Below are 23,860 nucleotides of genomic sequence, written 5' to 3' on the forward strand. Positions count from 1 at the left end.
CTTATTAATACCCATAATAAGGATATTGGATATGTTAGTAACCGAAGGAATGGTCGATACGATTCGTGATAGTGAGTATGTCTATGTTGCGGTCAGTGATATCAATGGCTTGTTGCGTGGCAAGCGTATTCCTGCCAAGCAATTTGCCAAGGTCAGCGATGATGGCATCCGCCTACCGCTTTCTGTACTGGGTGTGGATATTTGGGGCGCGGACGTTATCGAGTCGTCTCAATGCAATGGCGATATTGATGCCATCGCAAGACCCACAGGACGCGCTCCTTTTCGTTTGATTAACACCAACAGCCCTTCCTCACTACTGCCCGTCTGCCTATTTCATGAAAATGGCGACCCTTATTACGGCGACGCACGTCATGTTCTGCGCCACATTACCGAACGATTCAAAGCCTTAGAAATCACGCCTGTCATGGCGACCGAGCTGGAATTTTATTTGCTCGACTATACTGAAGGCGAAACCCCAAAACCGCCCATTCGCCCCAAAAGCGGCCTGCGCCTCAACAAAACCTCCATTTTGAGCATCAATGACTTATTGCAATTTGATGATTTTTTAGATGATGTGTACGCCCAGTGCCGCAAATTAGACATCCCTGTCGATGCGGCGCTGGCTGAAAATGGCTGTGGTCAATTTGAAATTAATTTATTACACGTCAATGATCCATTAAAAGCCGCTGACGATGCCATTTTGTTTAAACAAGTGGTTAAGGCGGTCGCTGCCCAGCGCGGACTGACAGCGACCTTTATGGCAAAACCCTTTGGTAAACAATCGGGCAATGGCTTTCATGTGCATTGCAGCCTCTTGGACAAAGACGGCAACAATATCTTTGACGACGGCTCAGATGAAGGCTCTGACATGCTGCGCCACGCGGTCGCAGGTTTGCTAGAGACCATGCCTGCCTGCACACTGCTCTTTGCGCCGCACGTCAACTCTTATCGCCGCTTTATCCCTGGTACGCTTGCGCCCAATAACATCTCTTGGGGCTATGAAAACCGTACCGCCGCCGTACGTATCCCAGGCGGCGACACCAACGCCCGCCGCATTGAGCATCGCGTTTCAGGTGCCGATGCCAACCCTTACCTTGTTTGTAGTGCCGTGCTGGCTGGCATGCTCTATGGTATTGAAAACAAACTGACGCCCCCAGCCCCTATCAATGACATCACCTACGATGCTGATGATATCGACACGCTGCCCCTCGACTGGCTGTCGGCCATTCGCGAGTTCGAAGACAGTGAGGTGATTCACTCGCTGTTCCCTGTCGAGATGATTGAGCTATTGATTGCGGTAAAAAAACAAGAAGCCAAACGTTTTGCGCAGCAAGTCACCAATCTTGAATACCTCACTTATCTACAGGACGCCTAATATGACTACGACTACCAACACCAATACAAACAACAGCGTAAACAATAATAAACGTCAGATTCCGCATTATTCTGACCATGGCACCTATCCTGACAGTTATTATGCCGCGAGCCGTAATCCGAAGCCTGACAGACCAACCTTAAAAGACGATATCGTGACCGAGATTTGCGTGGTCGGCGGCGGCTACAGTGGTTTGTCAACCGCACTACATTTGATTGAAAGTGATCATGAAGTTGTGGTACTAGAGGGCGCGCAGATTGGTTGGGGCGCCTCTGGGCGCAACGGCGGGCAAATCGTAAATGGTCTAAACGCCAGTCTAGAGAAAATCAAAAAATCTTACGGACAGCAAAATGCTGACTTTGTCGGGCACTTGGTGACACGCGGGGGCAAAATCATCCGCCGCTTTATCCGTGATTACAACATTGATTGTGACTTAAAAGAAAAAAACATCTTTGCCGCCTTTAACCAAGGACAGATGCGCGATTTGCAAGCCACGCACGCGCTGTGGGAAAGCTACGGCATGCACGACCGTGAGATGCTGGGCAAAAACGCGATTCAAGAATATGTCAATACTGACGCCTATGTCGGTGGGATGATTGACCATTCAGGCGGACACATCCACCCTTTAAACCTTGCGCTTGGCGAAGCGGCCGCGATTGAAAGTGGCGGCGGCATCATCTATGAAAACACGCTCGTGGTCGATGTGGAATACGGCGATGATAAGGTAAAAGTGATTACCGAATTTGGTACAGTCACCTGTAAAAAGGCCGTCATCTGCGGTAATGCTTACTTAAACAAAGTCATTCCCAAACTGACTGACCGCGTGATGCCTGTGTCTACGCAAATTATTGCCACCGAACCGCTTGGCAACCTTGCCGATGAGCTGATACCCTCTGATGTTTGTGTTGAGGACGTGCGTTACATTCTCGATTATTACCGTCTATCAGCGGACAAACGCATGCTGTTTGGTGGCGGTACAGTTTACGGTGGTCAAGACCCTGCCGACATCACGGCAAAAATCCGCCCGAATATGAATAAGATTTTTCCGCAGCTGCAAGATGTGAAGATTGATTATGCGTGGAGTGGCAATTTTGCCTTGTCGTTCTCCCGCGTGCCGCAAATGGGTCAACTGCATAAAAATGTCTATTTTGCACACGGCTATAGTGGACACGGGGTGACAGGCTCGCACTTATTTGGACAAATCTTAGCCAATGCCATCAACGGCGATACCAAAGAGTTTGACACCTTTGCGCAGATTCCATGGATTCCGTTTCCAGGTGGTCGCGCCTTGCGTGTGCCGTACTCAGTGGTCGGCTCATGGTGGTATGCGTTTAAAGACCAAACGGGATTGTAAGGCGTATTGACTTTTATACTGTGCTGCTATAAGTCATCTTTTTAGCCCGCGTAAGAAGATGACGCTATCAAATCATGATGAATGGATTCAACGTTTACAAGGAAAGGTAACTATGAATATGAATCTCAACGATGCGGTTGAGCGACGGTATGAGCCAAAACGTTTTTTCTTAATGCTGCTGGTCGGTATTGCAATTTATGTGGTGTTTGTCGGATTGTCTTATGTACGGGGTGACACAGGCTCTTGGGGCCTGATGTCGTTATTACCCACCTTACTCGTATTGGTCGTGGCCGTAATCTCGCGGCGACCTTTTGAGTCTATGATTGCAGGCTGTGTTGCTGGCCTCGTGATGCTCAACCCCTTTGATCTTATCGGCCCTTTTGCTGACAATATGTCGACGGTACTTGGCAATGAAACCATTATTTGGATTGTTCTTGTTTGTGGTCTGATGGGGGGGTTGATTCAACTCTTTGAAATCAGTGGTTGCTTAAACGGCTTTAGCGATTGGCTCCAGCGAGTCATTAAATCCCGCCGCCAAGCCCTCACCGCCACCGCTGCCCTCGGTATTATTATCTTTATTGATGACTATCTCAACTGCCTTGCCGTATCTACCTCAGTCAAAAAACTCACCGACGTGTACAACGTCTCTCGCGAAAAACTTGCCTATATCGTGGATTCAACCGCAGCGCCGATGTGTGTCATCGTGCCTATCTCAACGTGGGCCGTCTACTTTGCAGGCCTACTCGAAGAAAACGGCGTCGCTGGTGAAAATCAAGGCATGAGTGTGTATATCAGCGCCATTCCTTATATGGCGTATGCGTGGCTGGCATTGATTATTGTTTTCTTAGTGGTCTTTGGGGTTATCGGTAACTGGGGACCGATGAAAAAGGCGGAAGAGCGCGCCGCACAAGGCAAACCTGTGCCTGAAGCCTTTGAAGAACAAGAGCTGGTATCTAACGTGCAAGCCAAACGTGACGTCTCTTTTCGCGCCAATATCATCAACTTTTTATTGCCAATGGCATTGCTGATTGGCTCAACCGTTTACTTTGATGTTGACCTATTACAAGGGGCGTTGTTCACGTGCTTTGTGACGGTCATCTTATATTGGGTACAAGGCATCTTAAACTTTGATACGCAGGTCGAGGCGATTTTTACAGGTTTTAAAGTCATGCTATACCCACTCTCTACGGTTATTGGCGGCTTTTTCTTAAAAGCCATCAACGATGAGCTGGGTATGACCACCTATGTGATTGAGAGCATCACGCCATATATGACAGCGTCCACTTTCCCAGCGGTTATCTTTGCGGTCATGGCGTTCTTAACCTTTGCGACCGCTTCGAGCTGGGGTCTGTACATCTTAGCAATGCCGATTGTATTTCCTGTGGCAGAGGCGCTCGGCGTCAGCACGCCGTTGATGATTGGCGCACTACTCTCGGCCTCATCCTTTGGTAGCCATGCGTGTTTCTTTAGTGATTCTTCGCTACTCGCTGCCCAAGGCGCAGGCTGTACGCCAATGCAGCACGCATTCACCCAGTTTCCGTACGCCATGCTCGGCGCGGTATTGGCCATTTGTACCTTCTTAGGCTTAGGCATCATGATGGCATAAGGCAGCCACTGACCGCATTTGCGCCGTGATGTTTGCTGGCGCAAATGTTATACACTGCCCGATGTCTCGTTGATGGTTTACCGTGATTACGCACCCATTATTTTTATTATTGATTAAAGGAACTTGTTATGAGAAACGTCACCGTCGCTGCTACCCAAATCGCTTGTGGTTGGGACAGACAAGAAAATATTGACAAGGCCACTGCGCTGGTCACGGATGCGGCCAATGCCGGCGCGAATATCATTTTGATTCAAGAGCTGTTTGAGACGCCGTATTTTTGCCAAGTGCATGATTTTGAATATCAAGATTTAGCCACTTCGGTTGAAGACAATCCTGCCATCGCCCACTTTCAAGAAATCGCAAAGTCGCTAAATGTGGTGCTACCGATTAGCTTTTATGAAAAATCAGGAAACGCCTTGTTTAATAGCGTGACCATCATTGATGCCGATGGTGCCATCTTAGGCACGTATCGAAAAACGCACATTCCCGATGGCATTCCTTATGCGGAGAAGTTTTATTTCACCCCTGGGGATACAGGCTTTAAGGTGTGGCATACCAAGTTTGCCAAAATCGGTGTGGGCATTTGCTGGGATCAATGGTTCCCTGAGTGCGCACGCAGCATGGCATTGATGGGCGCAGAACTATTGTTTTACCCCACCGCCATTGGTAATGAGCCAACTCTAGATATTGACTCGCGCCGTCATTGGCAGCGCTGTATGCAGGGACATTCTGCGGCGAACCTGATGCCTGTAATTGCCGCAAACCGTATTGGCACAGAAACCATCACCCACAAAGGCGCTGATAACACCATGACCTTTTATGGCACGTCATTTATTACTGACGGTCGCGGCGAGGTGATTGAAGAGGCGTCAACCGACAAGAGTGAATTTATCAGCGCGACCTTTGATTTGGATCAGCTGGCGCGTGAGCGTATTCAGTGGGGCGTGTTCCGTGATCGCCGTCCCTCTATGTATGCACCTCTCTTAACGCACGGTCAGTAATTCTTCTGCGCTTACCCTAATTTTTTGCAGCACGCGCCTCGTGCTACCACATTTATCTTACTGAGACTGCATTTATGTCATTAGTGATTACCAAAACTACCCCGAAAGAAGATGGCTTTTTTATGCCTGCTGAGTTCGCCCCGCAAGAGCGCGTGTGGCTGATTTGGCCCTATCGTTTGGACAACTGGCGTGATGGGGCGCGTCCTGCACAGGCGGCGTATGCGGCGGTTGCCGAGACCATCAGCCAGTTTTGCGATGTGACGGTCATTGCGACCGACGATACCTTTGCCGACTGCCGTGCTCATTTGCCTGAGTCGATTGACATTATTACCTTACCCAGCAACGATGCGTGGGCGCGAGATATTGTGCCGACCTTTGTGATGAATAATGACGGTGAGCTGCGCGCTTGTGACTGGCATTTTAATGCATGGGGCGGCGACTTTGATGGACTCTACAGTCCGTGGGATGATGATGATAAGTTGGCGGAGCGCCTGACTGCCAAGCTTGGTATCCCGCGCTATCGTCCTGATAACTTTGTGTTAGAAGGCGGTGCGTTTCACGTCGATGGTGAGGGAACGGTACTGACCACGCGTATGTGCTTGCTAAGCGAAGGGCGCAATCCGCACTTAAGCGAGACAGAGATTGAAACGTATCTTAAAAACTATCTGAACGCCGAAAAAGTACTGTGGCTCGATGATGGCATCGACCCTGATGAGACCACTGGGCACGTCGATGATGTGGCCTGCTTTGTGCGTCCAGGTGAAGTTGTCTGTCTATACACTGATGATCCTGAGCATACCTTTTATGAAGCGGCACAAAAGGCCTACCAGCAGCTAAGTGAAATGACCGATGCTAAGGGGCGCAAGCTGACCGTGCATAAGCTGTGCTGCACCAAGGGCAATGTGACACTGCCTGAAAGCCACGATGTCACAAGCTCTGAACACGCCAAAGATCGCAACAGTGACGACTTATGTATCGCCTCATACGTCAATTTCTTAATTTGTAATGAGGGCGTCATCGTGCCACAGTATGATGATGCCAATGACGCGCTGGCTCTACAGCAGCTTGCGGCGATTTTTCCCAAGCATCGCGTGGTCGGCGTGCGTACCCGCGAGATTGTCTACGGCGGCGGCAACATTCACTGTATTACCCAGCAGCAGCCATGCACTCAGTAAAAACGATAATAACGTAACGACACGAAAACGATAAATATAAGGGCGTATCAGCGCTTTATCATAAAGCGCTGGTCACTCAAAATTTATCAAAATGAAAAGACGACCCACCGATTAGCCTTTGTAAATGGAAGAAATAAAGCTATCGGCAATAATAGACTTCAATTATTTATCATCTATTTATAAATAAACCAAAGGAATAAAAATGACACAATATCAAGTAAATAACCCTGCTACAGGCGAAACCGAAGCCACCTTTGACACCGCAACCGATGCGGCAGTGACGCAAACGATTGAGGACGCCCACAGCGCCTACGCCGCATGGCAGAGCGTCTCGCTGGACGAGCGCAGCGCCTTACTGCACAAAATCGCTGACTTATATATCGAACGTCAAGACGAGCTTACCAGCATCGTCACTCGTGAGATGGGCAAACCCATCGCGCAAGCCAAAGGCGAAGTGGCATTTGTCGCCGAGATTTTTCGCTACTATGCCGACAATGCCAAGCAGTTTTTAGCGCCCAATACCATTGACGTGGACAGCGGCAGTGCCAAAGTCGAAAAGCGTCCTGTCGGCGTCATCTTCGGCATCATGCCGTGGAACTATCCGCACTATCAAGTGGCACGCTTTGTTGCGCCCAACCTAATGGCGGGCAACACAATTATCCTAAAACACGCACCGCAATGCCCAAGCACCGCCAATGCCATTGCCGAGATTATGGCAGCGGCAGGCGCGCCCAAAGGCATTTATAACAATGTATTTGTGACCAATGAACAAGCCGCCGATATCATCCATGATGCTCGCGTTCAAGGGGTGTCGCTGACAGGCTCGGAGCGTGCGGGACAAGCGGTCGCTAAAGAAGCAGGACAGGCGCTCAAAAAAGTGGTGTTAGAGCTTGGCGGCTCTGATCCCTTTATTGTGGCGGCGGATGCTGATATTGAGCTGGCAGTAGACAACGCCATTTCTGGACGTTTTGGCAATGCAGGACAAGCGTGTAACGCGGCAAAGCGCTTGATTGTCGTCGATGATATTTATGATGACTTCGTTGAGCGCTTTACCGCGAAGGTAAAAGAAATCACGCCTGCAGATCCCATGGACAAGCGCACCAAAATGGGGCCATTATCCTCTGTTGCGGCGGCGGAAAACCTACAAAAACAGCTCGATGCTGCAATTAGCGCAGGCGCGACCGTCTTGGTCGAAGGCGGACACCAAAGCGATAAAGCGGGCGCATGGTTTGCCCCTGCCGTGATTACCGATGTTGATAGCAGCATGGATGCCTATCGCGAGGAGCTGTTCGGTCCTGTCGCAGTCGTCTACAAAGCACGAGACATCGACCACGCCATCAGTATTGCTAATGATGTGCCGTTTGGTTTGGGTGCATCGATTCAGACTCAAGACAGCGCCCTTGCCGAAGACATCGCCGAGCGTTTGGATGTGGGCATGGTCACCATTAACTCAGACTCAGGCAGTGAGGCAAACACGCCATTTGGCGGTGTCAAGCGATCAGGCTTTGGGCGTGAGCTGGGCAACCTTGGCATCACGGAGTTTTTAAACTACAAGCTTATCCGTGATAAGTCACCAAAGAGTGCGTAATCTTTGATGTATTGGCTTATAAGAGTAAAGTCGTTTGATAATGAGATATAGCCAAGTGTGAATAAAGCGCTCAATAGAACGGCACTTTTCTTGCTTGCTGTGACTACGTCTCCAGAGGCTGCGAAAAATGCCGTTCTATCTCGCTATATCTATTTTATAAAAATTCGGCTGTAAGCCTTATTTACTGCTTAAATGTTTACATACACAAAAAAAATAAAGCCACAACGCTGGGTTGTGGCTCTATAAGAATGCTTATAAAAGCGGCGTTACTTTAATGGATTCAACTCTTAAAGTAATCAGCAGGGATTTTAAAGGTAACCTTTAAGCTTATTTATAGCCTTGCTCTTTTAGCCACTCTTGGTTCAAGGCTTTAAGCTCTACCAGCTCATGATCCATGATTTCTTTACTCTTACCTGGGTTTTTCATTGACGCATAGCCATACATCGCGATACCAAGCACGGTCCAACCTAGGAAAATCCACCATTCGATAGGCACAAGCGCAGATGGCATACCAGGGAGGTATAGCGCAACCATACCAAGGCTTAAGATAATGGTGATGACGCCGACCAATTTACCCGCAGGGATTCTAAATGGACGTACCATCTCAGGCTCACGATAGCGTAGCGCTAGGAATGAAATCGCCACACAGGTGTACGCGATGACGATACCAAAGCCGCCCGCATCGACAATCCAAACCAGCATTTTGCGACCGAACAGGGGCGCAAGTGTCGCTAGACCACCAATCAATAAAATTGCATTGACTGGGGTATTGTACTTTGGATGCAATTTGCACAAAAACTGTGGCAGCATGTGCGTTTTGCCCATCGCATATAGCAAGCGGCTACCACCGATAAGGAACGCGTTCCAGCTCGATAGAATACCCAAAACACCACCGATAACCAGTAAGATACCTGCCCATTTGCCATTCCATGCATTGGTCATTGCATCCGCTGTGGCTAAGGTAGAATCTTGCGCTTGTAATAGTGGCAAGGTTTTGCCCACACTCCATGCCACGCCGATGTACCACAGTACCGCGATGATGATAGAGACAATCAAAAATTTACCGATGTTTGGACGGGTGAGGTTAATCTCTTCGGCGGCCTGTGGAATCACGTCAAAGCCAACGAATAAGAAAGGAACCATCACCATGACGGTCATGATGCCGCCGATACCGCCGATAAAGTTCGGTGCTTGTACCGAATCTGAGGTCTCAGGGCTAAACAGCAATGCGCCCACGAACAACAAGATACCGACACAGAAGATGCCCACAACCGCAAGCTTTTGGAACCAAGCACTGACTTCCATACCACGGATGTTGAGCCATGTAATAATGATAGAGCCGAGCATCCCGACCGCGACCCATGTGGCATAAACGTCCCAGCCTGCGACATTCCATAAATAGCCTTGGCTATAATTGGGCACGATGTACTCGACCACCGTAGGTAGTGCCACTGCCTCGAAAGCAACGACAGAAAAATAACCGAATAAAATGCTCCAAGAGCAAATAAAAGACACGTTCACACCAAGGGCACGGTGTGTATACGTGTGCTCGCCCCCCGTAATCGGCATGGATGCGGCAAGCTCTGCATAGGTCACACCAATTAAGATAACGACGAGACCGCCGATGATAAAGGCACTGATTGCGCCCCAAATACCTGCTGAGATAATCCAGCTGCCTGCCAGAACGACCCAGCCCCAACCGACCATTGCGCCAAATGCCAGCGCGACAATGTCAAATACCCCTAACGATTTTTTTAAACCAGACATACTCTACTCCTTGTCCGTTTGTCATCCATCTCAATCCTTTACAGACTGCATAAGCTTGCCCTGCTCAAACAGTCCCTATATATCATGATGCATCTGCGGTAACGTACTGTCCTATCGCGGTATGCACCATTCATTTTTGCAAAATCCTTATCTGCCCCTATCAAAAGCGACCATTCCTTAGCGGTCTATTCCTGACTGCTTTTGACTTTGGGCGTGGTATATGTCAGCTAGCGAGTGCAGCCTTGTATACGCTAGATAGGACAACGAACCTGCACCGTCTTATCCCTATATCGTTATTTTTTTAGCCTTTAATACACGTAGCAGAATAATCGTCCTGCCAATAAAAAAGCGCCTTGTTATTACAAGGCGCCGTTATCTAGCATATGCATGACGCGCTATGCTGCAAAAGTGACCTTGCGTATTTAAAGGATTCACACACCATCAAAGGATGGTTTTAAAGCAACTTAGGCGACGAGTATAGACTTGATGATATCAAGACCTTCTTGTAGCACCTCGTCTTCAACGGTCAGTGGTACCATGATGCGGATGGCATTGCCGTACATGCCGCAAGAAGCCAATAATAGACCTTGCTCAAAGGCTTTTTGCTTTAGATTCGCTGTGGCTTTAGGGTCAGGCTTGCCTTCGCTGTCCACCAAGTCAAATGCCAGCATCGCGCCTTTGTAGCGGATATTGCCAATGGTGTCTAAGTTCAAGTCTTTTAAGAAATTACCAATCTTATCGCCCACTTCGACACTGCGCTCGAGTAGGTTTTCTTCTTCGATGACTTCGATAACTGCTAATGCTGCTGCGATAGCAATTGGGCTGCCTGAATACGTACCACCCAAACCGCCAACTTGTGGCGCATCCATGATGTCTGCACGACCAACAACCGCCGAAATCGGATAGCCGCCCGCCAAGCTCTTCGCGGTGGTCATCAAGTCAGGCTCAACGCCCAACTGCTCACCCGCAAATAGCGTACCTGTACGTGCAAAGCCGCACTGTACTTCATCAAAAATCAGCACGATGCCATGCTCGTCACAAATCTCGCGCAGCGCTTTGGCAAATGATGGGGTGACTTGGTGGAAACCGCCCTCGCCTTGTATTGGCTCAATAATCATGGCTGCCACTTCGCTTGGGTCGATATCCGCTTGGAAAATCATCTCAAGGCTGTGTAATGCTTGCGCTTCGGTGACGTTCAGCTCTTCTGCTGGGAATAGCGCGTGGAAAACAGGACCTGGCATTGGGCCAAAGTTCTTTTTGTATGGCAATACTTTACCCGTTAGGCTCATGCACATCAGGGTACGGCCATGCCAGCCACCCACAAAAGAAATCACACCTGGACGGCCTGTTTTTGCACGGGCAATCTTGATGCTGTTTTCGACCGCTTCGGCACCTGTGGTTAAGAACAAAGCGCGTTTTTCACCACTGATAGGTGCTTTTTCACACAGCTTTTCTGCCAAATCAACATAGCTTTCATAGCTGACAATTTGCGCCGCAGTATGCGTAAACTTATCAATCTGCTCATGCACGCGCTGGGTGATTTTTGGATGGCTGTGACCTGTATTTAATACAGAGATACCACCAATAAAGTCGATATAGCGCTGGCCTTCAACATCCCAAAGCTCAGCGTTTTTGGCGCGCTCAGCAAAAATAGGAAACGCAACGCCAAGACCTTTTGGCAATACCGCTAGGCGGCGCTCAAGTAGTGATTGATTGGTGCTCATAAAAATATCCTTGTCTTTATATCATTAGTCCTACAATGCTTTGCTGGCAGACAGCAGTTGCCTGCCAGCAAGACATTATTTAGCTGACGTCCGCGCACCAGTACTTGGTGACGACGTATTCATCCATACCATACTTTGAACCTTCGCGGCCAAAGCCTGATTGTTTAACGCCACCAAACGGCGCAACTTGTGTTGAAATCATACCTGTATTGTGACCAACCATGCCGTACTCTAGCGCCTCAGTCACGCGCCAGCCTTGAGCAAAGTCACTGCTGTAGAAATAAGCTGCCAAACCATAAATGGTATCATTGGCTTCTTTAATCGCCTCAGCTTCATCATCAAAGTAGAAAATCGGCGCTACTGGGCCAAAAATCTCTTCAGAAGCGATGTCCATATCGTCGGTCACACCGCTGATAACGGTTGGCATATAGGTCAATGCCGAGGCGTCATGACGCTTGCCGCCTGTCACGATGGTCGCGCCTTTATCGGTCGCGTCTTTTAGCAGACCTTCGACTTTTTTCAGCGCATCTTCAGTGATAAGCGGGCCAATATCGGTGTCTTTATCAATGCCGTTACCCACTTTTAGGGCTTCAACTTTCTTAGTAAAGATGTCTAAGAATTTGTCTTTAACGCTTGATTGTATATAGACACGGTTGGCGCAAACACATGTCTGACCTGCGTTACGGAATTTTGAAGCGATTAAGCCTTCAGCCGCTTTTTCAAGATCTGCACTTTCAAAAACGATAAATGGCGCGTTGCCACCCAATTCTAGTGACAGTTTTTTGATGGTAGGCGCACACTGCGCCATCAATTTACGGCCAATGTTGGTTGAACCTGTGAATGACAGCTTTTTGATACGCTCATCTGAGGTCAAAATGTTACCGACCATCGCCGCATCACCTGTCACCACTTGAATCACGCCCGCTGGAATGCCTGCTTTTTCGGCCAACGCGACCAAGGCAAGTGCAGAATAAGGGGTTTGCGAAGCAGGTTTAATGACCATCGTACAGCCAGAAGCCAGTGCGGGCGCGGCTTTACGCGTAATCATCGCCGCTGGGAAGTTCCAAGGTGTAATGGCAGCGCAGACGCCAACAGGTTGTTTTAAAACCACATAACGCAGCTCAGATTTTGGTGCAGGAATAACATCGCCATAGACGCGCTTGCCTTCTTCCGCAAACCAGCGGATAAAGCTGTTGGCATAGCCAATTTCACCGCGTGACTCGCCGATTGGCTTACCTTGTTCGGTGGTCATGATAATAGCGAGATCTTCTTTATTTTCGTCAATCAAATCTGCCCACTTTTGTAGCAGTGCGCCACGCTCTTCGGCAGTTTTGGCCGCCCAGCTCACCTGTGCGGTGGTGGCATGGGCAACGGCAGCATTGACATCATCTTCGGTTAAATCAGGTACATGACCAATGACGCTATCATCAAAAGGGTTGGTCACTTCAATACGAGCGCCATTACTGGCATCTTGCCAACGGTCATTGATAAGGCACTGTTCTTTAAACAGTTCGGGGTTGGTTAGCGATTGCATAAAACACTCCTTGTGATGTGGTTTGGTCATCAATCTATCTGTCGTTAGAAATTCTAATCTTTAGTGTATTTAATGATTGATGCTTCCCTACTTGTTCAGTATAATGAACATTGATTCAATATATGAGACATCATTATAGAAACAACGGATTGTATTTTGCAACCCTTATTACGATTTAAAATCTGCATTTATTGTCTTTTATGGGATTTTTTGTGGTTTGATGGGTGATTTGCCTTGATTTAGATGCTATTTTTGCCTTTTTTATTCTCTTTTTGATATTTATGAGCTTTTTTTATGAGTACGACGACGGTTCCCGCTTTAGACAAGACTTTTGACATTCTTGATTTGATTACTGCGCACCCGCAGCCCCTTAGCGCGGCGCAGATTGCCAAGACGCTGGGCTTTGCCCGCAGCTCCACCCACAATATTTTGCAAAGCTTGCTTGATAAGCATGTGATATTTAAAGATACCGAAAACCGCTTCCACCTTGGCTCGTATTTGCTGTATTGGGCGGGAAGGTATGAGCAGCAGCATGGCGTGGTTGAATTGTTTAAAGATTTAATCGTGCAGTATCCTGCGCTGCGCCAACATACAGTAACGCTGTCCAAGCTCGATGTGGGTGAGGTGGTGTTTTTGACCTGTCATGAGACGCCCGCGCCGCTGGGCTTTACGTTTCGTGCTGGCGTGCGTATTCCTGCGGTGTTTTCGGCGACGGGTAAGGCGATGCTCTCGACCATGTCGATGCCTGCGATTAAGGCGTTGTATGGCGGTGTGTTCCCCACCCCGCTCAATCATAATGGTGTGCAGAGCTTTGAGGCACTAGAAGCAGAGCTGTTAGAAGTACAAAAAACGCGCATCTCACTCGATGATGGGCAGCTGCGCGATGGGATGTACTGTATGGGCACGTATGTGCGTAATGCGTCGGGGCAGGCGGTGGCAGCGATGGCGGTGAGCTTTTTGCAAGCAGAATATGAGATGAAACGTGAAGAGGTCAGCGCGCTATTGATTGATTTGGCCAAACAGATGGAGCAGCGTTTGGGCTTTGGGCACAGTGGTTAGTAGGTGTTTTGGGACATGGCGGCGCGGTTTCCGCCATGGTTTTCAATAAAAGCAGCCAGTCAAAACAGTATCGATTTGCTTTAGAGTTTATCCGTTATTTATTCATTAAAGCCATGAAGCCCCGACAAAAACGCTTGTAAATTTTCATTAAGCTTGGGCAAATAATAGCCGCCCTCGACCAAGATGATGATGGGTTTGTTCAGCGCGACCATCTTTTGTGCCAATGTCTTAAAGCCTTCGGTACTGACGCTGCAGCGCGCTTCAGGGTCAGATTCATAGACATCAAAGCCCAAAACGTGAACAATCACATCGGCATCGAACAGGGCAACCGTGTCCAGTGCCTTATCTACATAGGTAAAAAATCCTGCCTCGTCCGTGCCATGCGGCATGGGATAATTGACATTGTAGCCCTCGCCTGCACCTTTGCCTTGTTCAAACTCGTGCCCTGTAACCGCAGGATAAAAGTTAACAGGGCTGCCGTGTACCGAGGTGTACAGCACATCGCTGCGCTCATAAAAAATCTCTTGAATGCCCTGCCCGTGGTGCATGTCAGTATCTATAATGGCGATTTTGGCGTATTTTTGCCGTAGATGCTCAGCAATGATGGCAGCATTGTTCAGATAACAAAATCCGCCTGCCGCACTTTTGCGCGCATGATGACCCGGCGGACGCGAAAAGCACAGCTGAATGTGCGTGTCTTTATCATCACTATTATTTAATAAGGCTTCGGCGGCGTTTAGTGCCGTTTGTGCCGACCAATAAATTGACGTCCAAGAATGCTCGCTGATGGGCGCGCTGTCATCGGCTTGGTACTTGGCGGCTTTTGCCATAATGCCGATGGCTGGATTGTCATAAGGCACAAAAATGCCTGTCTGCACCTGCGCGCCCAAGTCTTCCTCCAGTGCCATCCATTCGTGATAGCCATTTTTTAGAAAGTCCACATAACCAAAATCATGCACCGCCAATATCGGTGCCATACCAATGTCTATGGCAGTCGTCACATCCAAGCCAAGCGCGGCGGGCGCTTTTAATAGCTCGGTCATGCGCTCGGGTATCTCTAATGGCTCGAACATTTTGCCATAAGAATAATACGGTAGCGGACGGTGCAGGCTTAAATTATCATGGCTATAGATTTTCATGTGGGGCATTCCTTTGCGTGGGGTTTTTATGAATCGATTATACAATCCCATCCGCTTTAAGCTTGGCAATGGTTGCAGCGTCATAGCCGAGCGCTTGTAACGTGCTGTCAGTATGCTCGCTCAGGCGTGGCGGCGGGCTACGATAGGTGACAGGCGAGGCTGAGAGTTTAATCGGATTGCCAAGGGCGCGAACAGGGCTGCCACTGTCGGTAAAGTCCACAATCATCTCTCGCGCTTGTAATTGCGGCATGGCTAGAGCCTCCATGACGTTATGAATCGCACCGCATGGCACACCTGCAGCATTGAGTTTGTCTAGCCAATAATCTCGCGGCTGCTGGATAAAATGGTCGGCAAGGAGCTTGGTCAATGGTTCGCGCTGTGCCACGCGGGCGGGATTGGTGGCGTAACGCTCGTCTTGATATAGGTCAATGTTAAGCAACTGGCAAAGCTTGGCAAACTGGGCATCATTACCGCAAGCTAAAATAAAATAACCCCCATTCGCCGCAGCAAACACTTGGTATGGTACGATGTTCGGATGGTCATTACCAAGGCGCGGCGGCACATCGCCTGTCGCCAGATGGTTCATACCGACATTAGCAAGCATGGCAATGGCGCTATCGAGTAGCGCCACATCGACGTGTTGCCCCTCGCCTGTGCGTGTGCGCGCAATCAGCGCTGCCTCAATACCAATGGTCAGCTGCAAACCTGCAAACAAGTCCACCACCGCGACGCCAACCTTGTGCGGTGCGCCATCGCTTGGCCCTGTGACGCTCATCAGCCCTGACAAGCCCTGAATAATATAGTCATACCCTGCGCGGCTGGCATCGGGGCCTGACTGTCCAAAGCCTGTGAGTGAGGCGTAAATCAGACGCGGATTGATGGCTTGCAAGCTGGCGTAATCCAAGCCGTATTTTTTTAGACCACCGACTTTGAAATTTTCGACCAGCACGTCGCTGTCTGCGGCGAGCTGCTTGATGATGGCTTGTCCTTCCGCGGTGGTGATGTCTACGGTGAGGGATTGTTTGTTGCGGTTGATGGTGGCGTAATAGGCGGAGGTGTCGTCACTAAAAGTCGGTGGCGCCCAATGCCGCGTTTCATCACCGATGTTGGGGCGCTCGATTTTTATCACTTCTGCGCCTAGGTCTGCGAGTACTTGCGTGCAGCTCGGACCTGCGAGGACGCGGGACAAATCCAGCACTTTGATGCCATGCAACGCGCCTTTGGCAGGGTAGTTCGGTTGTTCGCTATCGCTGTACTCGCCTGCCTGCACCGCGTGGGTTGTCTGCTTGTTGTGCGCCATGCTCATGATTATCCCTTATCGCTGATGGTTTGCTATTTCCCTTGTACCGCTTTTTTGCTGCTATGCTTTGTTATCTATGACCGCCCGTTGCGTCCTGCTTGAGGCGGTCTGATACTGCTGTTAATAAAATGCTTGAATACCCGTCTGCGCACGACCCAAAATCAGTGCGTGGATGTCATGCGTGCCCTCGTAGGTGTTGACGGCTTCTAGGTTCATCACGTGGCGGATGATGTGGTACTCGTCCGAGATGCCGTTGCCGCCGTGCATGTCCCGCGCCTGTCGCGCGATATCGAGCGCCTTGCCGCAGTTGTTGCGCTTAATCATCGAAATCATCTCAGGCGCGGCTTTGCCTTCATCCATCAAGCGACCGACGCGCAGTGCGGCTTGTAGCCCAAGCGTCACTTCGGTTTGCATATTGGCAAGTTTTAATTGCATCAGCTGAGTGGCAGCCAGCGGGCGACCAAACTGGGTGCGATCGAGGGTGTATTGGCGCGCCGCTTTCCAGCAGAATTCCGCCGCGCCCATACTGCCCCATGCGATGCCGTAACGCGCTTTGTTTAGGCAGCCAAACGGTCCTTTAAGACCGCGAATATCAGGAAAGGCGTTGGCTTCGGGCACAAAGACTTTGTCCATGACAATCTCGCCTGTAACCGAGGCACGTAATGAAAACTTACCCTCAATCTTGGGCGCGGACAGCCCCTTCATGCCTTTGTCTAAGATAAAGCCGCGAATATCGCCCGCATCGTCCTTTGCCCAAACCACGAACACATCGGCAATCGGACTGTTGGTAATCCACATTTTCGAGCCTGAAAGCTGATAGCCGCCGTCCACGGTGCGCGCACGCGTTTTCATCGACGCAGGGTCAGAGCCAGAGTCAGGCTCAGTCAAGCCAAAGCAGCCGACATACTCGCCACTTGCCAGCTTAGGCAGGTATTTTTCTTTTTGCTCCTCGGTGCCATACGCCCAAATCGGGTGCATGACAAGGCTCGATTGCACACTCATCGCCGAGCGATAGCCTGAATCCACCGCCTCGACTTCTTTGGCAATCAAGCCATAAGCGACGCTGGAGAGCCCCGCACAGCCGTAGCCGTCAATGGTCACGCCGAGCAGTCCCATCTCACCCATTTCGCGCATGATGTTGCGGTCAAAGTGCTCGTTGCGGTTTGCCTCGATGATATTGGGCATCAATGATTTTTGAAAAAACTGATGTGCGCTGTCAGTGACCATGCGTTCATCGCTGGTGAGCTGCTCGCGTAATAAAAATGGGTCTTGCCAATCAAAGTGTGCGCGTTGTTGCTGTGCCATGTCGTGCCCCTTGTCCTTGGTGTGCGTGTCATAGATAAATAAAAACGGAAGAATAAAACAGCGAGCGCTACTTTGACGGTCTGTCCTCAGCTTACTGCTTTTGCTTGATTATCTTTGCCTTGCCGTTTTATTCTTGCCATCTTTTTCTTAATAATTGCTTATTGCTAATTTAGTTCCATTATGCGAAACTAAGTTTCACATTACAAAACCATTTAAGCAGAATACCTGTATCTTGTAAACCCATATTTATGAATTGGCGATAAAATGAGCGTATCTAATCAGTACCCGACCCCATTACTTGAGACCTTAAATACCCGTCTTGCGGACAGTAAAGACAATGGCGACCGCCAGTTTGTGACCGCACTTGGGCGCGGGCTTGCCTTACTTGCCGCCTTTGAACATCACGACCAGTTAAGCCATCAGGCATTGTGTCAAGCCGCCGTCTTGCCTAAAGCCACAGTGACGCGCCTGATTCATACGCTAATAACATTGGGATTTTTGGCGACGACAAATGATGGACAATACCGCTTGGGCAGCAGTGCGCTACGCCTGAGCATGGCAGCGTGGGGGCGGCATGATATGGTGGCGCTCGCTGAGCCGCTGCTGCGTGAGTTTGCGCGCACGCATGAAGTGTCGGTCAATCTGGCGACCGAAGTGGATGGTGAGATGCGTTATTTGGCGTGCTGCCGTAGTCCTGCTCGCCTGTCGGTCAATCTGCAAGTTGGCTCGGCAGTGCCCGTTGACGATACGGCGATTGGACGCGCATTTTATGCCATCAGCACGCCGAGCAAGCGCGCGGACATTGAAGCAAGATTACAAGAGCACTTGCCCGCCCCTGCCTTTACCAAAGCAAAGCAGCAATTGGCGGACGCCACCGTGCATTATCAAACGCACGGCTATACCTTGTCCGATGGCGAGTTTTCGCCCGATATTCTTGCGGTTGCGGTGGGAGTATATGATGTGGTGACAGGCGCATATGCCTATTCGCTGAACGCCAGCGTGCCGCGTGCCAGCCGAGACAGCGATGACTATGCGGCGCTGATTGTGCCTAAGTTACAAGCGTTGGCGGAACGTATTGGGCAAGGTGACGCGTAAAAAAACGGTCTTTAAAAGGTTATAAACAACACGAGCAATTGCGCTTGGTTTTTGGCATTAGGCCAATACCTGGGTTAAAGCTATTGGTCGGGTCAAGGCGCTCATAAAACTGCTGTAAATCAGGCTCAGCTTCGTACAGATGCCCCACATTGTGCTCAGCGGGATATTTTGCGCCGCGCTCGTTTAATAGTTTGAGCATCATTTTTTTGACCATTTTGGCATCGCTGCCTTTTTTTAGGATGTAGTCTTGGTGAAAGACATAACAAAAAAAGTGTCCGTAATACAGCTGCTTTTCTAAATGCTGGGTAATGGACTCGGGCAAGATTTCCAGCCAGTCGAGTTCGTTACGCGGGATAGCAATGTCGAGTGCCAGCATCTCCCCGACTTCTTCCTCGTGCATGACTTCATAGCGTATCGCCGCGCCCGCAGCAGCAAAGCGGTGCAAAAACGCGCTTTCGGACTCTTTGGGCGTACAGGCAAAATAATCGCCCGTGCTTGATGCGGCAAAAAACTGCTGTAAAAAGTGTGCCGCCTCATCAACCCCCGCATCGCTCATTTTAATAATCAAATGATGCTCATATTGGTTGCGGTACTCAAGCATGCGCTTGGGCAAATGCTGCGGCAAGACTTGTGCTGTCATTTGCATCAGTTTATCGGTCAGATGATTGGGCAGCCATGACCACTTATGCAGCTTGGCATCGATGCTCCCTTTGATAGCAAACAGTTTGGGTAGCGCGTCCGTGCCCAGATGCTTGATGCTCAAAAAGGTATCTTTGCCATACTTTGCTGACACATCAAAGATATCGCGGTGCAGGTATTCGCCCACCTCAGGCATATTTTTAAACGTTGACAACACTTGCCGTCTTAGCTCGGTAAGCTCGCGCACGCTGTTGCTACCGACATAAAAGGTCTGCTCCGCTTTCGCTGTCGGATACGTGTCTAGACGCACCGCAAATACCGCAATCTTGCCCGCGCAGCCGCTTGCTTCATACAGTCTGCGCTTATCGGCATTAAAGCGGCTCGGCGTACTGGCATCAATATCGCGGATGCGCTCGATATACTCCTTGTCCGACGCCAGCTTGTCACTGCTTGGCACGCCATCCATATCAAAATGCCCATGTTGCAAATTGGTCAATATCTCTTCAGGCGAGCGTCCAAGCTGCATACCCAGATGATTAACCAGCATTAATTGACCGTGCCGATTGATTTGGGCAAATAAAGACAGCTCGGTATACGCAGGCCCACGCTTCACGAGCGCGCCGCCTGAATTATTGGACACGCCGCCAACGATAGATGCGCCCAGCGTGGACGAGCCGATCACCGAATGCGGGGCGCGATTGACCGCTTTGAGTTCATTTTGCAACTGATGCAGTGTCGCCCCTGGTAGGCTGATGATTTGCTCGTTGTTATTAATCAAATACAGCTGATTGACCGCGAGCGTATTGATGACCACCACAGGGCGGTCGTAGTCATTGCCACTCGGCGTTGAACCTTCGGTCAGCCCTGTCTTGGCCGCCTGCATGATGATGATGCAATCACCCTCTACACACACCTCCAAGCACTGCCAAATCTCAAATAAGGTCTGCGGAAACAATACCGCAAGCGCGCTGCCTTCGCCCGAGCGCCACCCTTTACGGTAGTGCTCATTTTTCTCAGGGTCGGCTTGCACATGGTTTGCGCCCAATATCTGAGTAAACTTATCGAGTATTTTGGACGAACTAAGCTCACGGTTCACTGCTGCATTAGACATATAATGCTGCGCGCTGTGTGTTGCCAGTTGCTGCGTCATCGTATTTATCATGCCAAAGGCCCTTGGAAACCAAAAATATAAATCGCCGCCATCACAATAATACCGCTAAAGGTGACATAATAAATCGTTGGTAAAATCGTCTTGCGTAATGTCGCGCCTTCCATACCAAGCAAGCCCACGGTCGCCGACGCCGCCACCACGTTATGAATCGCAATCATATTGCCCGCCGCCGCACCGACTGCTTGCGCCGCGATGATGATAGAGGGCGAGATATTCAGACTCATCGCCGCCTCGTATTGAAATTGGCTAAACATCATGTTTGACACCGTGTTAGAGCCTGCGATAAACGCCCCAAGCGCGCCAATGGTCGAGCTGACCAGCGGAAACGCATTGCCAAAGGTGCTGGTAAACAGCTCGGCACTGGCGACAGGCATGCTGGCGATGTCTGACATATTCACGCCTGAATTGATAAAAATACGCACCATCGGAATGGTAAAAATCAGTACAAATCCTGCGCTTATAACCGTCTTTCCCGATTCGCCAAAGGCTTTACTCAGTGCTTTGGTCGGTGTTTTGGTTTGCATAAATGCAGCGACTAAGGCGCTAATCAGTAGCAAACCGCCTGGCAAATATAAGGGGCTAAAGCTCGCGCTGATATCCGCCTCACCAAGAATGGTCGTAAAATCAATCGTCGCACTGTTTAGCAAGGTCTTAAAGCCTGCAAACATACGCGAGCACACGAGCAGCGCTGCGACCAGTAGATAAGGAAACCACGCCATGAGCGTTGACATGGTTTTGCTGTCCTCAGGCAGAACGACGTCTTCTTTTTTGACCACCAAATTGCCCATCCATGCGCTCGGCCACAACTTTTGTGGCTCAAAATCCCATGTGGTTTTGGGCACCAAAAAGCCCTTTTTGGCTGCTTGAATCACGATGGCAATACTGACCAATCCGCCAATCAGTGACGGAAATTCAGGACCCAAAAACACGCCCGTTAATGCGTAAGGAATGGTAAAGGACAGACCTGCAAAAATGGCAAATGGCAAAATCTCCAAGCCTTCTTTCCAGCTTTTATGTTTACCAAAAAAGCGCGTTAGCATCATCACCATAAACAGCGGCATAAAGGTGCCAATCACGGCATGAATGATGGCCACCTCACTGGTAATCGTCTGCAAGAACGCCGCCCAGTTGCTGCCCTCTTGCGCCAGCTGCGCGCCAATCGCGGTGGTATCCAAGCCTTTTTCGACGCCAATCACAATCGGCGTACCCACTGCACCAAAAGACACGGGCGTGCTCTGAATCATCATGCCCATTAATACTGCCGCCAGCGCTGGAAAACCAATTGCCACCAAAAGCGGTGCGGCAATCGCCGCTGGCGTGCCAAAGCCCGATGCACCTTCCAAAAACGTACCAAAACACCACGCAATAATGATGGCTTGCACACGTCGGTCAGGTGAGACATTAATAAAGCCTGCGCGAATCACGCCGATAGCACCCGTGTGCTTGAGCGTATTTAATAAGAACAGCGCGCCGAACACAATCCACAGCACCGATACCGTAATTACGCTGCCTTCAAGAATCGAGGACGACACACGGTTAAACGTCATGTCCCACACAAATAGCGCGATGGCTGCCGTCACCGCTAAGATGATGGGCATGGTTTTTTTGGCGGACCACTGAAGGCCGATAAGAAAAATACCACAAAGTACTATTGGCAAGAGGGCAAGTAGCCCGTAGATGGTCTGATTCACAGTCCCTTCTCCCTGTTATCGTGAATGCTTCCTTGACATATCTGCCAGCACATCACCCATCTTTTTCCTTGATGGCTGCATGGTTATTGGGCAGAAACCTGACACTCTACGCTTTGTTCTCCTCAAAATAAATTGCCTTTACAGACAATGTTTTTTTCTTTTTTTGCTATAATCAAATTTTTATTATTCCAATTATAGAACAGGCAGGGACAAGGATGACCAAAGCTGATGACATGATACTGTTCGTTTTGGTGGTGGATGAAGGCTCGTTTTCTCGCGTTGCTGAGAAGCTAGCGCTCACCAATTCAGTGGTCAGTAAACGCATCGCTCGCTTGGAGGACAGTCTCAACGTGCAGTTGCTGTATCGCACCACGCGCAAACTCAGCCTGACCGATGCAGGGCGCACGCTGTACAACAAAGCCAAAATCGCGAGGCTCGCGCTACAAGAGGCCGAAGACGCGGTCACAGGCTACGGCGAAAATATGACAGGTCATATCCGTATCACCACCCCTGTGGTGTCCGCAGATTTGTTATTAAGCCCAGCGATTGCCGAGTTTTGTAAAAAATATCCTGAAATCACCGTTGAGCTAAAGATTACCAACCGCATCATAGATTTGGTCGAAGAAGGCTTTGATTTGGCCATCAGAACCGCCGAGCTTGAGGACTCCTCCTTAATTGCCAAACGCTTGATTGACAGTCAATGGGTCATCTGCGCCACGCAAAACTATCTCAACCAATACGGCACGCCAAAGACACCAAAACAACTGCAAAACCACGAATGCTTGATTTATAAATTTGACAATACCTGCAGCGACTTGTGGCCATTATTTGAAGACGGCACAGAGCTGTTGCTGCCTGTCTATGGACGCTTTTATAGCAATCATTTAAGCGCGATCAAGCACGCCGCGCTTAGTGATTTGGGCATTGCCTTTTTGCCGCAAGCCTTGGTCTATAACGCGTTACAAGAGCAGCGCCTCACGCAGATTTTGCAGCCCTTTACCCGTAAACGCATGGGCATGTACGCGGTGTATCCTAAAGCGCGCCAGCCTGACCAAAAGCTCAAACAACTGGTCGCGCATTTGCAAGACGCGCTAAAAGACAAAGAAGCCTACTACTGCTAAAGCACTAGTTTTATAAGCGGCCTCACACCCAACTGTTTTATCAAACATAAAAAAGCCACCTGTTTGGGTGGCTGATTTAGGGCGTGTTGAACATTCGCAAATAGGCACTGCTGATTGCTAAAATTGTTCCAGACAAGGCACAAAGCGACGATAATGCAGATGCCTTAGCGAGATTTGTAACGCAGTATGGGGCAATTTTAGCATCAGCCCGCAGGG

Annotated in this window: 17 protein-coding genes; 9 read left to right on the forward strand and 8 right to left on the reverse strand. The window is 49.6% G+C overall.

The genetic code is table 11. The features are described 5' to 3' along the window. The first annotated feature begins 31 nt into the window (after nucleotides 1-31). The 6 genes from JIE71_RS03205 (at nucleotide 32) to JIE71_RS03230 (ending at nucleotide 8,099) form a co-directional block, all read left to right on the forward strand. Nucleotides 32-1,375 carry a glutamine synthetase family protein gene (locus JIE71_RS03205; RefSeq protein WP_199507285.1) on the forward strand — a complete coding sequence of 448 codons (1,344 nt, stop codon included), beginning with the start codon at nucleotides 32-34 and terminating at the stop codon, nucleotides 1,373-1,375. 1 nt (nucleotide 1,376) lies between these two features. Further along, nucleotides 1,377-2,729 (forward strand): NAD(P)/FAD-dependent oxidoreductase, encoded by a 1,353-nt coding sequence (locus JIE71_RS03210; protein ID WP_199507286.1) that lies wholly within the window; start codon nucleotides 1,377-1,379, stop codon nucleotides 2,727-2,729. A gap of 112 nt (nucleotides 2,730-2,841) precedes the next feature. Then, on the forward strand, nucleotides 2,842-4,335 hold the full coding sequence (locus JIE71_RS03215) for a Na+/H+ antiporter NhaC family protein (protein ID WP_199507287.1): 1,494 nt from the start codon (nucleotides 2,842-2,844) through the stop codon (nucleotides 4,333-4,335). 128 nt (nucleotides 4,336-4,463) lie between these two features. Then, nucleotides 4,464-5,336 (forward strand): N-carbamoylputrescine amidase, encoded by an 873-nt coding sequence (gene aguB, locus JIE71_RS03220; protein WP_199507288.1) that lies wholly within the window; start codon nucleotides 4,464-4,466, stop codon nucleotides 5,334-5,336. Between the two features lie 74 nt (nucleotides 5,337-5,410). Further along, entirely contained in the window at nucleotides 5,411-6,511 is a 1,101-nt protein-coding gene (gene aguA / locus JIE71_RS03225) for an agmatine deiminase (protein ID WP_199507289.1), read from the forward strand. A gap of 202 nt (nucleotides 6,512-6,713) precedes the next feature. Next, entirely contained in the window at nucleotides 6,714-8,099 is a 1,386-nt protein-coding gene (locus JIE71_RS03230) for an NAD-dependent succinate-semialdehyde dehydrogenase (protein WP_199507290.1), read from the forward strand. A gap of 327 nt (nucleotides 8,100-8,426) precedes the next feature. Here the strand turns inward: JIE71_RS03230 and JIE71_RS03235 are convergent, their stop codons facing one another. The 3 genes from JIE71_RS03235 to JIE71_RS03245 all read right to left on the reverse strand — a co-directional run bounded on the left by JIE71_RS03235 (nucleotide 8,427) and on the right by JIE71_RS03245 (nucleotide 13,124). Further along, nucleotides 8,427-9,866, reverse strand: coding sequence for an APC family permease (locus JIE71_RS03235; protein WP_199507291.1), 1,440 nt, complete (start codon nucleotides 9,864-9,866; stop codon nucleotides 8,427-8,429). Between the two features lie 464 nt (nucleotides 9,867-10,330). Further along, complete coding sequence (gabT, locus tag JIE71_RS03240; RefSeq protein ID WP_199507292.1) at nucleotides 10,331-11,590, reverse strand: 4-aminobutyrate--2-oxoglutarate transaminase; 1,260 nt, start codon at nucleotides 11,588-11,590, stop codon at nucleotides 10,331-10,333. Between the two features lie 79 nt (nucleotides 11,591-11,669). After that, a complete protein-coding gene (locus JIE71_RS03245) occupies nucleotides 11,670-13,124 on the reverse strand; it encodes an NAD-dependent succinate-semialdehyde dehydrogenase (protein WP_199507293.1) in 1,455 nt (484 codons plus the stop codon). Nucleotides 13,125-13,418: 294 nt separating this feature from the next. Here JIE71_RS03245 and JIE71_RS03250 point away from each other — a divergent pair, with 294 nt between their 5' ends. After that, nucleotides 13,419-14,183 carry an IclR family transcriptional regulator gene (locus JIE71_RS03250; protein WP_199507294.1) on the forward strand — a complete coding sequence of 255 codons (765 nt, stop codon included), beginning with the start codon at nucleotides 13,419-13,421 and terminating at the stop codon, nucleotides 14,181-14,183. A gap of 98 nt (nucleotides 14,184-14,281) precedes the next feature. Here JIE71_RS03250 and JIE71_RS03255 read toward each other — a convergent pair whose 3' ends face one another. From JIE71_RS03255 to JIE71_RS03265, 3 genes are all read right to left on the reverse strand, one after another. Then, nucleotides 14,282-15,322 carry a histone deacetylase family protein gene (locus tag JIE71_RS03255; protein ID WP_199507295.1) on the reverse strand — a complete coding sequence of 347 codons (1,041 nt, stop codon included), beginning with the start codon at nucleotides 15,320-15,322 and terminating at the stop codon, nucleotides 14,282-14,284. Nucleotides 15,323-15,359: 37 nt separating this feature from the next. Continuing rightward, nucleotides 15,360-16,622 (reverse strand): CaiB/BaiF CoA transferase family protein, encoded by a 1,263-nt coding sequence (locus JIE71_RS03260; RefSeq protein WP_199507308.1) that lies wholly within the window; start codon nucleotides 16,620-16,622, stop codon nucleotides 15,360-15,362. Nucleotides 16,623-16,742: 120 nt separating this feature from the next. Further along, on the reverse strand, nucleotides 16,743-17,927 hold the full coding sequence (locus JIE71_RS03265; protein ID WP_199507296.1) for an acyl-CoA dehydrogenase: 1,185 nt from the start codon (nucleotides 17,925-17,927) through the stop codon (nucleotides 16,743-16,745). 264 nt (nucleotides 17,928-18,191) lie between these two features. Here JIE71_RS03265 and JIE71_RS03270 point away from each other — a divergent pair, with 264 nt between their 5' ends. After that, nucleotides 18,192-19,022 carry an IclR family transcriptional regulator gene (locus JIE71_RS03270; RefSeq protein WP_199507297.1) on the forward strand — a complete coding sequence of 277 codons (831 nt, stop codon included), beginning with the start codon at nucleotides 18,192-18,194 and terminating at the stop codon, nucleotides 19,020-19,022. 19 nt (nucleotides 19,023-19,041) lie between these two features. Here the strand turns inward: JIE71_RS03270 and dld are convergent, their stop codons facing one another. Together dld and JIE71_RS03280 are read right to left on the reverse strand one after the other, a co-directional pair. Beyond that, the gene (gene dld, locus JIE71_RS03275; protein WP_199507309.1) at nucleotides 19,042-20,772 is read right to left on the reverse strand and encodes a D-lactate dehydrogenase; all 1,731 of its coding nucleotides are present in this window, start codon (nucleotides 20,770-20,772) and stop codon (nucleotides 19,042-19,044) included. 47 nt (nucleotides 20,773-20,819) lie between these two features. Continuing rightward, nucleotides 20,820-22,523 carry an L-lactate permease gene (locus JIE71_RS03280; protein WP_199507298.1) on the reverse strand — a complete coding sequence of 568 codons (1,704 nt, stop codon included), beginning with the start codon at nucleotides 22,521-22,523 and terminating at the stop codon, nucleotides 20,820-20,822. 215 nt (nucleotides 22,524-22,738) lie between these two features. On the opposite strand from JIE71_RS03280, the gene JIE71_RS03285 reads away from it, so the two are divergent. After that, a complete protein-coding gene (locus tag JIE71_RS03285; protein WP_199507299.1) occupies nucleotides 22,739-23,644 on the forward strand; it encodes a LysR family transcriptional regulator in 906 nt (301 codons plus the stop codon). The last annotated feature ends 216 nt before the right edge of the window (nucleotides 23,645-23,860 follow it).

This window comes from Psychrobacter sp. bablab_jr014 (assembly GCF_016464015.1).
Classification (GTDB): Bacteria; Pseudomonadota; Gammaproteobacteria; order Pseudomonadales; family Moraxellaceae; genus Psychrobacter.

Coding starts and splice junctions, on each gene's coding strand:
- JIE71_RS03215 (WP_199507287.1), top strand. CDS start 2,842: ATGAATATGAATCTCAACGATGCGGTTGAGCGACGGTATGAGCCAAAA.
- JIE71_RS03255 (WP_199507295.1), bottom strand. CDS start 15,322: ATGAAAATCTATAGCCATGATAATTTAAGCCTGCACCGTCCGCTACCG.
- JIE71_RS03230 (WP_199507290.1), top strand. CDS start 6,714: ATGACACAATATCAAGTAAATAACCCTGCTACAGGCGAAACCGAAGCC.
- aguB (WP_199507288.1), top strand. CDS start 4,464: ATGAGAAACGTCACCGTCGCTGCTACCCAAATCGCTTGTGGTTGGGAC.
- aguA (WP_199507289.1), top strand. CDS start 5,411: ATGTCATTAGTGATTACCAAAACTACCCCGAAAGAAGATGGCTTTTTT.
- JIE71_RS03260 (WP_199507308.1), bottom strand. CDS start 16,622: ATGGCGCACAACAAGCAGACAACCCACGCGGTGCAGGCAGGCGAGTAC.
- JIE71_RS03210 (WP_199507286.1), top strand. CDS start 1,377: ATGACTACGACTACCAACACCAATACAAACAACAGCGTAAACAATAAT.
- dld (WP_199507309.1), bottom strand. CDS start 20,772: ATGTCTAATGCAGCAGTGAACCGTGAGCTTAGTTCGTCCAAAATACTC.
- JIE71_RS03285 (WP_199507299.1), top strand. CDS start 22,739: ATGACCAAAGCTGATGACATGATACTGTTCGTTTTGGTGGTGGATGAA.
- JIE71_RS03205 (WP_199507285.1), top strand. CDS start 32: ATGTTAGTAACCGAAGGAATGGTCGATACGATTCGTGATAGTGAGTAT.
- JIE71_RS03235 (WP_199507291.1), bottom strand. CDS start 9,866: ATGTCTGGTTTAAAAAAATCGTTAGGGGTATTTGACATTGTCGCGCTG.
- JIE71_RS03250 (WP_199507294.1), top strand. CDS start 13,419: ATGAGTACGACGACGGTTCCCGCTTTAGACAAGACTTTTGACATTCTT.
- gabT (WP_199507292.1), bottom strand. CDS start 11,590: ATGAGCACCAATCAATCACTACTTGAGCGCCGCCTAGCGGTATTGCCA.
- JIE71_RS03245 (WP_199507293.1), bottom strand. CDS start 13,124: ATGCAATCGCTAACCAACCCCGAACTGTTTAAAGAACAGTGCCTTATC.
- JIE71_RS03265 (WP_199507296.1), bottom strand. CDS start 17,927: ATGGCACAGCAACAACGCGCACACTTTGATTGGCAAGACCCATTTTTA.
- JIE71_RS03270 (WP_199507297.1), top strand. CDS start 18,192: ATGAGCGTATCTAATCAGTACCCGACCCCATTACTTGAGACCTTAAAT.